This is a genomic window from Acinetobacter brisouisimilis, from assembly GCF_000368265.1.
Taxonomy (GTDB): domain Bacteria; phylum Pseudomonadota; class Gammaproteobacteria; order Pseudomonadales; family Moraxellaceae; genus Acinetobacter.
The window spans coordinates 1,052,053-1,067,883 of sequence record NZ_KB851219.1 but is presented as its reverse complement, the minus strand read 5'-3'; the positions used below and the strand labels follow the sequence as shown (position 1 = coordinate 1,067,883).

Genomic DNA, 15,831 nt, shown 5'->3' with positions numbered 1-15,831 from the left:
TCCTATATAAATTATTAAGGTCTTTGAATAAGGTTTGTTGTGTCGAAACTATAATAGCGAGTTATATCAATCCATGTGGATATGCCTTGTTCCCACTTGTGAATACGATTGTCGTCTATCCTTAAAATATCTAAACCTCTGATCCCAAAATGTGTTGCATCATCAGGTAATAGATCCCACGGAATATTAGAGTTTTCTGAAAGCCAGTTCTCCCAGGCATTTTGAATGTAAGGTACAATAAAGCTCTGCTGCAGCTCATTCCATGAAAAAATATTCTGGATATTTGATTTCTCTTTATATGAATCAATCACGCTTTTTGTTGGCCTGAATGATTTTGTGAATTTCTTTAGTAGATCTTCAACAAAAGGATAGTCAGTATTTAGATTATCTGGTGACTCAATCGCTGCATATACTTCTTCTGCATCAGCAATATCAGCAGCCGATACATAGCGTTGTTTAAGTGCAAATTTTGAATAGTTTTCGCCATATTGCTCTTTAGCAAACTTAATAGCATCCTGATACTCAATACGTTTTCCACGTTTTTTCAGATTTACGTAGCGTTTTAAGCTTCCCCAGGATGAGTGAAGAGTAATCGTTTGAAGCTGGGGGATGGTAAATCCATCTTCAGCATAACGAGTTGCTGCTTCATGTCGTAAGTCATGGAACCTGAGATCTGTAATGCTATTTAATCTGCAGGCTCTACGAAAGTAATCAGAAACAGTTTGAACATTAACAGGTAGTAAAAGTTCGTCACTATAACCAAGTTCTAGCATTCGTCTCCGCGTTGATGGTTCAAGTAATTCATCAATGACTAATAGGGCATTTGGCTCAAGATGTGCAAACTTATGATTGCCTTTGGAGCCATCAGGATTTTTAACATCTCGGATCTTCCATTGATTGTTTTTACGATCAAAATCCTCAAGCCGCATTTCACACAGTTCACCTTCTCGGCGACCAGTATAAATTGCAAGCCACATCACTAAGTGCATTGGAATGGCATTACGGACGCGCTTCCAGCCTTTATAAAAGTGATTTGTGAGTGTGAAAAGCTCTTCTGTTGTAATCAGCCGATCACGCTCTTTTGATTTTGTGACGATACGAGCTTTTTTTAAACCGATGATTGCCTGAGATAATTCATTTTTGGCATTTACAACATTCTCACCCCAAACAAGTTCGGCGTGGCCAAGAACACTGGAGATGTGTGAAAGATCTTTTAATGTAGTCGATGGGCTAACACCATCGAGCATTTCCATTGGGTTACCTTTACGTCGTTCAATTGCAAAAGTTGAAAAGTCTTGACGTGAAAGAGAGTACACGTCTTTTTGGGCAATATCATAGTTGCAGATATTTTTTAGTGCAGACTTCTTCGTCCCAGCAAATTCGTTCCCAATTTCTTCGATATATCGTTCTATGAATTGATCCAAAGTTTTTGACACAGTTTTAGTTTCTGGGTTTAAAATATCGGGGTTAATTTGAATTTCTGCTTCTAGCTTTTTGATCCATTCTTTTGCTAATGATTCTTTGGTAAATGTCTTAGATTTTTGGAACACAGGTAAATCTTTCCGCTGCACACGTACTTGCGCTCGAAATCGTACTTTGCCATTGGAGTCTTCTCGCTTTGTAATTGTTCCCATATTTTTTGCACCATAGAATATTAGTTGCACCATATAAAAAATATGGTGCAACTATGGTGCAACAAATATAAAAGAATAGTCAAGAATGTTGGAAAATGATTGAGAATATAGGAATTGGAAAATTGAGTAAAAACAAAGTAATTACAGAATTGTTTGATAAGACAAAGCGTAACCAAATTTGGGTTGCGCCGATGGCAGGCGTCACTGATAGGCCCTTTAGAACACTGTGCAAGTACTTTGGTGCGGGGCATGCTGTCAGTGAAATGATGGCTGCAGATAAAACGCTACGCATGAGCAAAAAAAGCCTGTACCGTGCTAACTTCGATGGTGAAATTGCCCCAATTTCTGCACAAATTGCAGGTTCAGATCCAGAGCAACTGGCTGAGGCGGCACGCTATCAAGTTGCCAATGGTGCACAGATTGTCGATATTAATATGGGATGCCCAGCCAAGAAAGTCTGTAATAAACTCGCAGGCTCGGCGCTATTGCAAGATGAAGATTTGGTGGCGCGTATTTTGGATGCGGTGGTCGCTGCAGTTGATGTCCCTGTGACTTTAAAAACCCGTCTTGGTTATTTAAACGGGCAAGAAAATATCATGCGGGTTGCCAAACGTGCAGAGCAGGCGGGTATTGCTGCGCTTGCTTTGCATGGGCGCACTCGTGAAGATATGTATTTAAATACAGCCCGTTATGAGCTGATTAAACAAGTCAAAGCACATATCAACATTCCCATGATTGCCAATGGTGATATCGACAGCCCTGAAAAAGCCAAATACGTGCTGGACTATACAGGTGCAGATGCTGTAATGATTGGCCGAGCAGCACAAGGGCGACCATGGATTTTTCGTGAAATCGCTCACTATCTAAAAACAGGCCAGCATTTGGTTGCACCAAGCATTGAGGAAGTGAAAACTGTTTTGCTCGGGCATTTGAGTGAGCTATATGAATTTTATGGTGAGTACTCAGGTTGCCGTATTGCCAGAAAACATATTGCCTGGTACACCAAAGGACTACATTCGAGCAATGAGTTTAGACAAAATATGTATAAGGTAGAATCAACCCTTGAACAAGCCAAAGTGGTTGAAGACTATTTCAACTTATTGCTTGATCAAGGGCAAAATATGGATGATGTCCAAATTGAATCGGTCAATTTACTGGTGACACATTAATTAGAACTGTGAAATGTTAACAGACCCTAAGCATAGTGCATTTCTTTGACTAGGGTTTGCACCAGTTCATGTGCTTCGAGTTGTCGAATTTCTGCTACATGAGCGCCTGCCCAAAATGCAGCATACCCATGATGATTATGCTTTGCTGCAGCAGTATGCAGTTGTTTTGCTAAGTCATAAGTATATGGATAAGCTGGAATTTTAGGTCGGTAAATACTGTCGATCTGTTTATGCCAGTCATTGATAATCCCACGAGCGGGGCGACCTGAAATTGCAGCACTAATTTGCGTGATCGGTTCGTCAAATAGCGCTTCTCGGTACATGGTACTGGCATTTGAACTCGTGCATTGAATAAATGCTGTACCTAACTGCACAGCAGATGCACCTGAGTCTAATGCATAACGAGCTTGCTGACCTGTCATGATGCCACCTGCTGCCACAATTGGAATTGAACAATATTTGTGTAGCAATTGCACTAGGTGAATAGTCGTCATTGCAGCATCGCTATCTGCATTAAAAATACCGCGATGTCCACCGGCTTCGACACCTTGAGCAACAATAATATCAATGCCTGCCTGCTCAATCGCTTGAGCTTCACTCAAATTGGTGGCGGTCACCATCGTCACAATGCCCGCATTTTTGAGTGCCTGAATCTGATGCTGATGTGGAATGCCAAAATGAAAGCTGACCGCAGCAGGGCGTAACTCAAGCACCAGATTCAGGTAGTCATCTGAATCTAAAAAACTTGGATAAATGCAATTTAATGTTTGTGGTACAGGTTGATCAAACTGCGCAAAATGTGGCTGTAGATATTCGATCCATTGCTGTGCAATCTGTGGATCGACAGTCTCACTGCGATGACAGAAAAAGTTGACCTGAAATGCCTTGTCCGTTAGCGCTTGGGTTTCTAGAATTTGCTTACGACAACTTTCCAAATCACTGGCGCCTAGTCCAAGTGAACCTAATGCACCTGCATTGGAAACTTGTGCAGCCAGTTGTGGCGTTGAAACGCCTGCCATCGGTGCCAGAAAAATAGGATACTCTAGGTTAAGCTGTTGAAGAATAGACATATTGGTCAACTGTTTATCAAATGTGAGAGAGAAAGATTACTGATGGTCTGCATTATTAATGGAGCTTGCAACATGATCGTTAGCTTGTTGAGTTTTAAGCTTCACGGTATCAATGGTCTTTTTATATTGATTTTGTGCTTGCTCGTTGTGTGCTCCTGACACTGGATCAGGTTGTTTTGTACAACCGATTAACGCCGTCACAACAATAACCGCACTGATGACAACACTATGTTTCATTCTGCGTTCCTCTGATTTGTCTTTGTATTGAAATTCAGTGTAGATATTTCCCTCAGCGAAAAAGTGAAAATTACATTTTTCGAACGGGATTAGCATAGCCTCAAACATTTTGATGGATTGAACAATACGACCTTTAGAGTAAGCCAAAGGCATTGCAAGCCTTTTCAAACCTGCAATGCCAATCATTTAACTGGCAAGCCAGCGTTGTAACAATGCTGTGGTTTCCTCTGGGCATTCGAGTGGTGGCAAATGTCCACAGTGTTTGAAGATATGCAATTGTGAATTCTGAATGCCTTCGTGCATTTCCTGAGCCAGTTTGACGGGTGTAACCAAATCATTTTCTCCAACAGCCACCAATGTTGGAATGTGAATATCGGCTAAAAATGGTCGAGAGTCTATTCGCCCTAAAATGGCTTTTTGCTGATTGATAAATCCGCTGCCTCCAATACGTTGAGCCATGGCCTTGATTTCTTCGCCAATCGGGTCATGTACGCGAGAAGGATGAATAATCTGTGGGAGCAATTTATTAGTGACCCCCATAAATTTCCCGACTTTAAGCGAATGAATGGTCGCTTGACGATGTTTTGCTGAGGTCACGCTGTCAGGGCGAGCACTGGTATCAAAAAGCGCGAGTTTTGTAATACGTTCAGGTGCCTGACGCAGCACTTCAAAAGCAACATAACCACCCATTGATAGCCCAACAAGAGCAAACTTTTCTGGTGCTTGAGTCAAAATCCGTTTTGCCATAGCTGGTAAATTGTCGTCTTGAGACAGGTCAGCAATCATGACATTCATATGCTGTGACAAGGCATCAGTCTGATGCTGCCACAGTTTTTCGTCGTTAAGTAAGCCTGGAATAAAAACTACAGTTGGGAGAGGAGAAAGCATAAACAACCTAAAATTAACGTTTTACATGCAGTAAAGACAAAATACTGCCCAAAATAGCAAAGCTCAAAGTCAGAGCAACAATAGAGAGCCAACCGCCATGTAGCCAGAACCAGCCACCCACAGAACCAATGATGCTCGAACCCATATAATAAAATAAAAGATAGAGCGATGCGGCATGACCTTTATGTTCGCCTGCGGTTGGGCCAACACAACCACTGGTCACCGAGTGACTGATAAAAAAGCCCGTGGTTACCAAAATAATCCCTGGGATTACCGCAAAAATCGAACTTGCCAAAGTCAATGCCACGCCTAAACCCATAATCATGAAGCCACTGAGCATAAGTGGGCGTTTACCAAAACGGTCAGCAAGACTTCCTGCAATTGAAGATGACACCACGCCAAAGGCATACACCAGAAAGATCATGCTAATCGTGGTTTGGCTAAATGAATACGGTGCATCAGACAAACGGAATGTCGCATAGTTAAACAGCGTGACAAAAATGCTGGTCAAGCAGAAACCGATAGCATATAGGCGAATTAGACCAATATTGCCCAAATGTTTGCGCCACGTACGAAGATGAAAACCAATCCGAAAACCTGGTTGAGCGACAAAATTTCGGGATTTTGGCAGCAGTTGATAAAACCCGAAAGAGAACAGCAGACAGATCACGCCCAATACGCCAAGTGCTATACGCCAAGAATAAAACTCACTGACCAGCCCCATTCCAACCCGCCCCATCATCGCGCCAAAAGCTGTACCACCAACATACAAGCCCATGGCTTTACCCAAGTGTGCAGGATCAATTTCTTCTGCCAGCCATGCCATTGCTACAGCAGGCACACCGCCAAGTACCAAACCTTCAAGTGCGCGGGCAATCAGTAAAGCATGCCACTGCGGCATAAATGCAGCCAAAATATTCAATACCGATGCGACAGCCATAGAGACAAACATAATGCCGCGACGCCCAAAGGCTTGTGAAAACGCACTGGCAAGTACAATCGAAAAAGCCAGTAAACCCGTGGTCAAAGAGAGTGCTAAAGAACTGGTTGCAGGGCTAATCTGGAAGCTATGTGAAAAAGCGGGTAAGAGTGGCTGCACGCAATAGATCAGGGAGAAGCTGGCAAAGCCCAGTAAAAACAATGCACCGCCTGCGCGATAGTAGTCTTTTGAGCCTTGCTGAATCCAGACATTTTTAAATGGAGGACGTAACGTAGACACAGAAGTTGTGTGATTAGAATCTGTCCAGGTTTCTGTTGTTGAAACCTGAACGGATTTGGATGAGGAATCGCTCGCCATGATGAATGCTCGATTGCTGGGATTTTGCAGGGAGAAGTTAGTAACATTTAATCTAGCAATTTGATGGGTATTTTTCTAATATATTTAAATGTGTACCTTGATATGTTTTATATATGGAACTTCGGCATATTCGTTATTTTTTGGTGGCGGCAGAAGAAAAAAACCTGACCAAAGCTGCTGCACGTTTAAAAATTAGTCAGCCACCGCTGAGTATGCAAATTCGTGATCTGGAAAATGAAATTGGTGCAGCACTGTTCCATCGAAATGCACATGGCATTGTCTTAACAGAAGCAGGACAGGCATTTTTACAGGCGGTGCAACCTTTGCAGCAACGTGCAGATGAAGCGATTCAGATCGCGCGTCAGGTTGCCAACGGTGAACAGGGGCAGCTTAATTTGGGGTTTACAGGAACAGCCGCACTCAATCCGCTGATTCCTGCGGCGATTCGTGAATTTCAGAAAACTTACCCTAAAGTAAAGGTTAAAATCGAAGAAGCCAACTCTGCCACGCTGATTCATAAACTGTTAAATGAACAGGTCGACATCGCTTTTCTACGTTCTTCTGACCCACAACCTGAAGCATTAAAAATCCAGCAGTTAGTTGATGAACCTTTGGTGGCGGTTGTGCCACATCATCATCGGGTTGCACAGCAACAGGGTGATTTGGCCTTGTTGGAACTTAAAGATGATCCATTTATTATGATTCCTGAATCATTTTCGGGCATGGGGTTGTACGATGCGATTGTACAAGCCTGCTTGCAGGCAGGTTTTGATCCGAAAATAGGGCAGAGAGCGCCACAACTGGTTTCAATTTTGTCTTTAATTTCAGCAAATCTAGGTGTATCACTGGTACCTGAGTCAGCCATGCAGGTGCAATTGGCGGGTATTCAACATCGCCGTTTGCAAGCACCTGTTCCGCATGTCAGTTTAGCGCTAGCATATCGGATGGAAAACCCGTCACAATTGGCGATTAATTTTGCCAGTATCGTGATCGAACTTTGCCACCAACCACAACATTCATTTTGATTTTCTCAGGAGGCTTCAATGCAGTTACAACGTGGAATTTACCGACATTACAAAGGGCAACTGTATCAGGTTTTTTCGGTTGCACAGCATAGTGAAACGCAAGAAGCGCATGTAGTTTATCAATGTCTATATGGTGATTATTCGATGTGGATTCGCCCACTGGAGATGTTTATAGAACAGGTGACCTTAGAAGATGGTACGGTGTGCCCACGTTTTGCATTGGTGCAAAGTCTAGCCTAAATGGGATGGATTGCTTGGTCAGTGTCAGAATTTATCGGAAAATAATAAAAGCTGACACCAACTTTAAAATCAATCATCTGCCGAGCGATGCAGATGGGTCTCTTTGAATAGAATCATGTGTTCAAGTGTTCAAGCAAGCGCAACACTTGAAAAATGTAAATTATAAGTTAAATATCTTTCTATAAAATCAGTTTTGTTCTGCACACGGAGCATGTTGTCATAAACAAAAGTTGGCACTGAATAAAACAGCACTGCCGTACCATCAGTATAAAAAATTTTTAAATAATGCGAACTCGCACTGTATTTCCAAGTTTTAACAACGTGATCAGTTTTATACATATAATCTCATCCTTCTCGTTGTTGATATTTTTCTAAAATAGTGCAATTTTCAAACCAACAAATGCATTATTTCTTCTATTATTATGATTTATCTGCTGTTTATCTGACACATCCTGTGCGTTGCTATCATTCCATCCTATATTTTCAATCTATCCTTATTTTAAAATAATAAGCTTGCTATAAAAAACAAACAAGTAGCCTTGCGTGTCACATAAGGCTACTTTGTATAAAGATTATTTTTAGGTTTATTTCTCAACGATAGCAGTCACACCTTGCCCACCTGCGGCACAGATCGAAATGAGTGCGCGCCCAGAACCTTTTTTGTGAATGAGTTTGGCAGCGGTTGCCAAAATTCGTCCACCTGTTGCTGCAAATGGATGCCCAGCTGCCAAAGACGAACCATTGACATTGAGCTTACTGCGATCAATACGCCCAAGTGGTTGAGCTAAACCTAGACGTTGCTGGCAAAATTCTGGATCTTCCCATACTTTTAAGGTACTGAGAACCTGAGAAGCAAACGCTTCATGAATTTCATAAAAATCGAAATCCTGAAGGGTCAGATTGGCACGTGCCAACATGCGTGGCATGGCATAAGCAGGTGCCATGAGCAAGCCTTCTTTTTTATGGACGAAGTCAACCGCCGCAGTTTCAGAGAAAGTTAAATAAGCAAGAATTTCATGCCCGTTTGCTTTTGCCCATTCTTCCGATGCGAGGAGTACACATGAAGCCCCATCGGTCAACGGGGTTGAGTTGCCTGCAGTCATGGTGGCATTGTCACCTTTACCAAATGCAGGGCGCAGGGTTGACAGTTTTTCTAAAGATGAATCAGGGCGTAAATTTTGATCACGTTCTAACCCTAGAAATGGTGTAATCAGGTCATTAAAAAAGCCAGCATCGAATGCTGCTGCCAGTTTATGGTGGCTGGCAACCGCGAGTTCATCTTGTGCCTGACGGGAAATTCCCCATTCTAAAGCAGTGAGAGCTGCATGTTCACCCATAGACAACCCTGTACGTGGTTCGCCATTTTTCGGAGCTTCAATCAGGGTCTTAAAGTTGATGCTGGCAAGTGCCTGTAAGCGGGTTTTTGCAGTTTTGGCAATATTGAGTTCAAGCAATGCCTTGCGTAAACCATCGCCAAGTGCAACAGGAGCATCTGAAGTTGTATCTACACCACCTGCAATGCCGACTTCAATCTGCCCAAGCGCAATTTTATTGGCAACGGCAAAGGCTGCCTGTAGACCAGTGCCACAGGCTTGTTGTAAATCATAAGCGGGCGTTTCTGCTGCAAGTTGTGTATTTAAGATACATTCACGGGTCAGGTTAAAGTCGCGGCTATGTTTTAAGACCGCACCAGCAACAACTTCCCCGAGTCGTTGCCCTTGTAGCTGGAAACGTTCAATCAATCCATTGAGTGCCGCACTGAGCATGTCAGAATTACTGGCTTTTAAATATGGGCCATTGGAACGGGCAAAAGGAATCCGGTTGCCACCCAAAATTGCAACACGACGAATAGTCTGACTCATAACGGTGTTCCTATGCAAAAAATTGAAAAATACTGGATGGAAAATAAAGTGAAATTAGAGATAATTTTGGTTTACCATAGCATAGAATACAACTCGGGCAATTGACCGAAATGACACAATAACAACGATTCAAGTCAACATATCTTATACGCAATTTCAGTATGATAATTTCAGTATTATTTACCCATTCAAATGTGTTTCATGCTGTATCTATATGATTCACCGAAGTGAAGAGAACATAATTATGACTGATCAATACCAGCATTTCTTTAAAACACCAATTGGTAAATTTGTCATCAAGCATTTGGGTTTGCCTGCACCAGTCGTTCTAGAGCGTTATCAGACGGCTACGCCAGTGGTGCGAGGTGCGGTTTTATTGGGAACAACGCCGCAGGCAGTATTTACAGCTTCCATTCTGGATACATTACGACAAATCCATGCCAATACTTATATTGCCGATGACGCAGAGCTGATCACCCAAGCCAAGCAGGCAGATCTGGACGTCAGTATTTTTTCAGCAGAAGATAACACACAAAAATTCAAAGCACTGGTTTTTGATGCATCAGGGATTCGTAGCACTGAGCAACTCAAAGCTGTCTATGCATTTTTCCATCCACTGATGCGGCAAATCCAGCTCTCGGGTCGAGTGATTATTTTAGGCTTAAACCCTGATAAGGCAGACAGTGTGGCACAAGCGATTGCCCAGCGTGCACTGGTTGGTTTTGTAAAGTCTTTAGGCAAAGAATTACGAAAAGGCATTACGGCACAACTAGTTTATGCTGACCCAGACGCGACTGATAACTTGGCATCGACCTTACGTTTTTTCTTGTCACCGCGTTCGGCTTATGTGTCAGGGCAGGTGGTACAGGTACAAAAAGCAGATGTGGTCGCCGTGGACTGGACCAAGCCGTTAGCAGGGAAAACCGCATTGGTGACAGGTGCTAGTCGTGGAATTGGCGAAGCGATTGCACATGTTCTGGCACGTGATGGCGCGCATGTGATTTGTCTGGATGTCGAACAGCAACAGGCAGACCTAGATCGGGTCGCGCAAAGTATTGGTGGCTCGACACTGGCACTGGATATTACCGCTGCTGATGCAGGTGAAAAAATTGCAGAGGCCTGTCAGCAACATGGTGGTTTGGATGTTCTGGTGCACAATGCTGGGGTCACACGCGACAAAACTCTTGCCAATATGAAAGAACAGCTTTGGGATATGGTAATTAACATTAACCTGTCTGCGGCTGAACAGATTAACCATTATCTGCTTGAGCATGATGCCTTTAATGCGCATGGTCGAATTGTTTGCGTGTCATCCATTAGCGGTATTGCAGGTAATTTGGGGCAAACCAATTATGCGACCTCCAAGGCGGGTGTGATTGGTTTGGTCAAATATACAGCACCACATTTAAAAAATGGTATGACTATCAATGCAGTCGCGCCAGGATTTATTGAAACGCAAATGACCGCCGCGATTCCATTTGCAATTCGTGAAGCAGGTCGCCGTATGAATGCCATGAGTCAGGGCGGTTTACCTGTAGATGTTGCTGAAACTATTGCATGGTTTGCCACAGCAGCATCGTCTGGAGTCAATGCCAATATCGTGCGGGTATGCGGACAAAGCTTGCTTGGCGCTTAAAATCATGCGAACTTTGGGGGATCAAAATCATCCCCCATTTTTATAATCAAAACAGGTGCATCATGAGAACACGCCATTTTAGCCAATTTCCGAAACCCTATTTTGCGTATCCAAAAGTGATTCAGGGGTTGATCTTAAAAAATAAAAAACTAGAGCAGCGTTTGCCTGAAGTGGAATATGTGGTCGATGCGTTCCATGTCGATGCCAAACATTTACGTGCTTATAACCAGATTTGCGGTTTTGCCAATAATGGCTATGTGCCTGCGATCTATTTTGCGGTGCTGTCGCAGAGCCTGCAAATGCAGATGATGACGCAGGAAGCTTTTCCATTTGCAGTTTTAGGTCTGGTGCATATCCATAATCAGGTGACGCAGCACAAACCGTTGGCAGCAAATTTTCAGTATCGACTAGTTTGTCGTTTTGGTGAATTGAAACCGCATCATAAAGGTCAGCAGTTTGAGTTTATTACCGAAGTGTATATGGGGAATGAACTGGTGATGCAAGGTGTCAGTACTTATCTGGCACGACAAAAAAACACTCAGACAGTGATTGAAAAAGCTGCTGAAAAAGCCAATCTGGAATGGGTGTTACAAGATCACTGGTCAATCCATGAAAATACAGGGCGCCGTTATGCGCTGGTTTCAGGCGATGCAAATCCGATTCATTTGCATGCACTGACAGCAAAAGCCTTTGGTTTTAAACAGGCGATTGCACATGGCATGTGGACCAAAGCCAAGGCACTGGCTGCACTGAGTTTACCTGAAAAATATCAGGCAGATGTCAGTTTTAAGTTGCCTGTCTTTTTACCTTCGGATGTTGAGTTATTGACACATCAACAAAGCAAGACAGTGAGTCAGTTTCTTATTCGTAGCGCCAAATCACATAAACCACATGTAGTTGGACAAATTAGCAGTTTATAACGATTTAAATTTTTCTATGGGAATTGAATGCGGGTAAAGGAATACCCTGATTTTTAAATAGTCTAAGCATTTTAATGCGCTTGATTTAAATCTTGAGCAGAATGAGTTGCTATTTAAACGAATAAATACAGTTGCATTCACTATTGATTAAAAAAACAGTATGCTTAGCGAGGTGGAAAGGAGCATACATGTATCAAGTTCTTGCTAGAAAATACCGTCCTCGTAATTTCAATGAGTTGGTCGGACAAAACCATGTGGCTAGAGCACTGATTAGTGCGCTAGAACGTGGACGTTTGCATCATGCCTATTTGTTTACTGGGACGCGCGGAGTGGGTAAAACTACGATTGCGCGGATTCTTGCTAAATGCTTGAACTGTGAAACAGGGGTAACCTCAACACCGTGTGAGACCTGTGCCACTTGTCGCGCGGTCAATGAAGGTCGTTTTATTGATCTGATTGAGATTGATGCAGCATCGCGTACCAAAGTTGAAGATACCCGTGAACTACTCGACAACGTACCTTACGCACCAACACAAGGGCGTTTCAAAGTCTATCTGATTGATGAAGTGCATATGCTGTCTACGCATTCTTTTAATGCGTTATTAAAAACACTCGAAGAACCGCCTGAACACGTCAAATTTTTGTTTGCGACTACCGATCCACAAAAACTGCCGATTACCGTAATTTCGCGCTGTTTGCAGTTTACCCTGCGCCCACTCGATGCCAGTGAAATTCATCACCATCTGGACCATATTTTAGTTAAAGAACAGATTCAGGCGGAGCAGGATGCACTCTGGCAAATTGCCGAAGCTGCACAGGGGTCATTACGTGATGCGTTGTCTTTAACCGATCAGGCGATTGCTTATGGTCAGGGTAAGGTACAACACCAAGATGTCAAAGACATGCTTGGATTGATTGACCGCTCGATTATTTATGATCTGATTTTGGCAATTCACCAAAACCAGCCTCAACAAGTCAGTCAGCTTTTGCTGCAATTTCGTCAGCAAGCACTGGATGTGGCGCTGGTGTTGGATCAGCTCATTTCAACGTTGCATGAACTGGCATTAATGCAGTATTTGCCAGACTTGAGCTTGAAATACAGCCAAGAAATTAATCAAAAAATTCGAAATCTTTCTCAACTGGTTTCTGCTCAGGATTTGCAGTTGTACTATCAGATTGCCTGTAAAGGACGTTCTGAACTGACATGGGCGGTGACTCAGGAGCAAGGTTTTGAAATGTGCATCTTGCGGTTACTGGCATTTCGACCTTTACAGAACAATGAAGTGATGCAAACGGTTGAATCAGGACAAGCTTCATCTGTGACTGTAGCTTTTGAAACGAATGCGCTAGTCTCGCCTGAGCCTGAGCCTGAGCCTGAGCCTGAGCCTGAGCCTGAGCCTGAGCCTGAGCCTGAGCCTGAGCCTGAGCCTGAGCCTGAGCTGATTGATGAAGAACAGTCACAAGCCGATTTGCCACAAGGCTTGGTACAGTTTGATGCACTTGATGAAAGTACTTTGATCGAAGTGGATTTACCTTCCGCTCAGCAAACTGTGATTGCCGCAGATATTTATGCTGAAGATAATCTGTTTCCGTTTGAACCTGAATATGCTGATCCAGCACCGCAGTTGGCTGTAGAGCAACAACCCGTTTTTCCAGATCAACGCGAGGCATTGAGTTTATTTGCAGAGCCTGCTCCCGAAACAGTTTTGTCTGTTGAGCAGTTGACCGCGAGTGAGCCATCTGTTACACAAAACCTGATGCCGCAGGACATCTTAAAGTTGCCTGAGCAACAACTTGAAGGGGAATGGACGGTTGAAAAATGGGAATACTGGTTTAGAAATAGTGCATTATCACCTGCGGTGCAGGAACTGGCGCAATACGGCTTAATGCATGGTCAGATTGATGGTGTGAGTACCTTTCATATTCCGCAGCAGTATGAACAGCTTTTAACCCAGCAACAGCACAATTTAGAGCAGGCATTGAAAGATCAGTGGGCAAATACCCGCTTTTCAGTCCAGTATGGTGACGTTACAGAGGTAACGCCTTATGCCATGCAGCATTTGCGCCGTGAAAAAGCACAGCAGCGAGCAGCCGAACTCATCCATCAGGATCAGGTGGTTCAGCAACTGTTGAGTACTTTCGACGGGAATATTCAACAGATTGAACTCAAGCATGAATAGTCTTGTTGGTTTTTTTACAAGAAATAGCATTTGTTTAAATAAAGTCTATCAAGCTGTATTTCATCGTGGAAATGAAAAGAATACAATTGATATTTAAGCCATTATTGAGGTCAGACATGTCTTCGCAACAGCCTTATAAGGTTTTGTGTGTGTGCTTGGGAAATATTTGTCGTTCTCCCACTGCCGAAGCTGTATTGCGACATTTTTGCCAACAGCATCAATTGAATGTACATGTCGATTCTGCTGGAACAGCAGCCTACCATATTGGTGAAGCGCCTGATTCACGTAGTCAGCAATATGCACGTCAGCGCGGTTACGATTTGTCAGTGTTACGTGCGCGGCAGTTATCTCTCAACGATTTTCTGGATTTTGATTTAATTCTGGCGATGGATGAACAAAATCTAAAAAATATTCAGAAAATTGAATACCAAGCCCAACAGCAATTTGTTCAGCTTCGTGCTCAGGTTTATATGATGACTGAACATGCAGCCGAGCTACAGCGCCAAGCGATTGCCGATCCATATTATGGTGGTGCAGAAGGGTTTGAACGTGTGCTCGATCAGTGTGAAATTGCTAGTCAGGCATGGGTAAATGTATTTAAATCTTCACAAAAACAATAAGGTTCTGTGTCAGTGATTCAAATTCAACAAGAGTTTCAACTACAAGCATTCAATACATTACATTTACAGGCAGTTGCTTCGCATTATGTCAAAGTGACGTCTGTGCAAGCGTTACAAGACGCTTTGAACTATGCCAGTTCACAGCAGTTAAATGTGCTGATTTTGTCTGGCGGCAGTAATATTTTATTGCCTGAATATGTGCATGCCTTGATTATTCATATGGATATTCAGGGAATCGAGGTGCTGGCAGAGACCGATTCACATATTTCTGTACATGTCGGAGCAGGGCAAAACTGGCATGAGTTTGTATTGTATAGCACGACGCATCACTGGTTTGGCTTACAGAATCTAGCCCTGATTCCTGGATTGGTTGGCGCATGTCCTGTACAGAATATTGGTGCATATGGCGTTGAGGTTGGTGAATTTATTGAGCAGGTACATGTATATGACCGTCAGCTACAACAATTAACGCAACTTGCTGCCGAGCAGTGTCATTTTTCTTATCGCCATAGTGTTTTTAAAGAGCACCCAAACCGTTATGTAATTGTTGGTGTGACGTTTAAGCTACGTAAAATACCAGATTTACAACTGGCATATGGTGATTTACGTCAGGCAGTTGGCGAAGAACAAACCGCAGAAAATCTGCAAAAACAGGTCATTGCCATTCGCCAAAGCAAGTTACCCGATCCAGCAGAATTTCCAAATGTCGGAAGTTTCTTTAAAAATCCGCTCATTTCACAAGCGCAATATCAGCAGCTTGCTCAGTTATATCCTAACTTGCCCCATTATCTGCAAAAAAATGGTGCAGTTAAAATTGCAGCAGGCTGGCTGATTGATCAGGCGGGTTGGAAAGGTAAGCGTTTGGGGGCTGTTGGTATGTTTGCCCGTCAGGCACTGGTTTTAGTCAATTATGAATCGGCTAACTTGACTGATGTACAACAGACTTATCGTGCTGTTCAGGCAGCAGTCCAACAAAAATTTAATATTGTTCTTGAGCCAGAGCCTGTATTGTTTAATGAATCTGGTTTAATTCAATCGCATGTGAGCGTGTAG

At 43.0% G+C, this 15,831-nt stretch carries 14 protein-coding genes and 1 pseudogene; 8 read left to right on the top strand and 7 right to left on the bottom strand.

The features are described 5' to 3' along the window. Positions 1 to 14: 14 nt before the first annotated feature. The gene (locus tag F975_RS08760; protein WP_034425910.1) at positions 15 to 1,634 is read right to left on the bottom strand and encodes a tyrosine-type recombinase/integrase; all 1,620 of its coding nucleotides are present in this window, start codon (positions 1,632 to 1,634) and stop codon (positions 15 to 17) included. Between the two features lie 122 nt (positions 1,635 to 1,756). Here F975_RS08760 and dusB point away from each other — a divergent pair, with 122 nt between their 5' ends. After that, positions 1,757 to 2,803: a tRNA dihydrouridine synthase DusB gene (gene dusB / locus F975_RS08755; protein WP_034426246.1), complete on the top strand. Its 1,047-nt coding sequence runs from the start codon at positions 1,757 to 1,759 to the stop codon at positions 2,801 to 2,803. Between the two features lie 26 nt (positions 2,804 to 2,829). Here dusB and F975_RS08750 read toward each other — a convergent pair whose 3' ends face one another. From F975_RS08750 to F975_RS08735, 4 genes are read right to left on the bottom strand one after another with little or no spacing between them, the layout of a single operon-like run. Continuing rightward, entirely contained in the window at positions 2,830 to 3,873 is a 1,044-nt protein-coding gene (locus F975_RS08750; RefSeq protein ID WP_004752401.1) for an NAD(P)H-dependent flavin oxidoreductase, read from the bottom strand. A 36-nt stretch (positions 3,874 to 3,909) separates the two neighbouring features. Further along, positions 3,910 to 4,296, bottom strand: a complete 387-nt coding sequence (locus F975_RS08745) for a hypothetical protein (protein WP_034425907.1) — start codon at positions 4,294 to 4,296, stop codon at positions 3,910 to 3,912. After that, complete coding sequence (locus tag F975_RS08740; protein WP_004752397.1) at positions 4,297 to 4,998, bottom strand: alpha/beta fold hydrolase; 702 nt, start codon at positions 4,996 to 4,998, stop codon at positions 4,297 to 4,299. Positions 4,999 to 5,011: 13 nt separating this feature from the next. Next, positions 5,012 to 6,295 (bottom strand): MFS transporter, encoded by a 1,284-nt coding sequence (locus F975_RS08735; protein WP_004752395.1) that lies wholly within the window; start codon positions 6,293 to 6,295, stop codon positions 5,012 to 5,014. 113 nt (positions 6,296 to 6,408) lie between these two features. Here F975_RS08735 and F975_RS08730 point away from each other — a divergent pair, with 113 nt between their 5' ends. Both F975_RS08730 and F975_RS08725 read left to right on the top strand, forming a co-directional pair. Next, a complete protein-coding gene (locus tag F975_RS08730) occupies positions 6,409 to 7,320 on the top strand; it encodes a LysR family transcriptional regulator (protein ID WP_004752393.1) in 912 nt (303 codons plus the stop codon). An 18-nt stretch (positions 7,321 to 7,338) separates the two neighbouring features. Continuing rightward, positions 7,339 to 7,560 carry a DUF1653 domain-containing protein gene (locus F975_RS08725; RefSeq protein ID WP_004752390.1) on the top strand — a complete coding sequence of 74 codons (222 nt, stop codon included), beginning with the start codon at positions 7,339 to 7,341 and terminating at the stop codon, positions 7,558 to 7,560. Positions 7,561 to 7,689: 129 nt separating this feature from the next. Here F975_RS08725 and F975_RS08720 read toward each other — a convergent pair whose 3' ends face one another. Continuing rightward, positions 7,690 to 7,899, bottom strand: coding sequence for a KTSC domain-containing protein (locus F975_RS08720; protein ID WP_004752389.1), 210 nt, complete (start codon positions 7,897 to 7,899; stop codon positions 7,690 to 7,692). A gap of 245 nt (positions 7,900 to 8,144) precedes the next feature. Beyond that, positions 8,145 to 9,422 (bottom strand): annotated as a pseudogene (locus F975_RS08715) (acetyl-CoA C-acetyltransferase); the annotation flags it as partial. Between the two features lie 244 nt (positions 9,423 to 9,666). On the opposite strand from F975_RS08715, the gene F975_RS08710 reads away from it, so the two are divergent. From F975_RS08710 to murB, 5 genes are all read left to right on the top strand, one after another. Next, positions 9,667 to 11,058 carry a 3-oxoacyl-ACP reductase gene (locus tag F975_RS08710; protein WP_004752384.1) on the top strand — a complete coding sequence of 464 codons (1,392 nt, stop codon included), beginning with the start codon at positions 9,667 to 9,669 and terminating at the stop codon, positions 11,056 to 11,058. A 62-nt stretch (positions 11,059 to 11,120) separates the two neighbouring features. Next, on the top strand, positions 11,121 to 11,978 hold the full coding sequence (locus F975_RS08705; RefSeq protein WP_004752382.1) for a MaoC family dehydratase: 858 nt from the start codon (positions 11,121 to 11,123) through the stop codon (positions 11,976 to 11,978). Positions 11,979 to 12,166: 188 nt separating this feature from the next. Continuing rightward, positions 12,167 to 14,158 carry a DNA polymerase III subunit gamma/tau gene (gene dnaX, locus F975_RS08700; RefSeq protein ID WP_004752380.1) on the top strand — a complete coding sequence of 664 codons (1,992 nt, stop codon included), beginning with the start codon at positions 12,167 to 12,169 and terminating at the stop codon, positions 14,156 to 14,158. A 116-nt stretch (positions 14,159 to 14,274) separates the two neighbouring features. Beyond that, the gene (locus F975_RS08695; protein ID WP_004752378.1) at positions 14,275 to 14,778 is read left to right on the top strand and encodes a low molecular weight protein-tyrosine-phosphatase; all 504 of its coding nucleotides are present in this window, start codon (positions 14,275 to 14,277) and stop codon (positions 14,776 to 14,778) included. Between the two features lie 15 nt (positions 14,779 to 14,793). Continuing rightward, the gene (gene murB / locus F975_RS08690) at positions 14,794 to 15,831 is read left to right on the top strand and encodes a UDP-N-acetylmuramate dehydrogenase (protein WP_171063174.1); all 1,038 of its coding nucleotides are present in this window, start codon (positions 14,794 to 14,796) and stop codon (positions 15,829 to 15,831) included.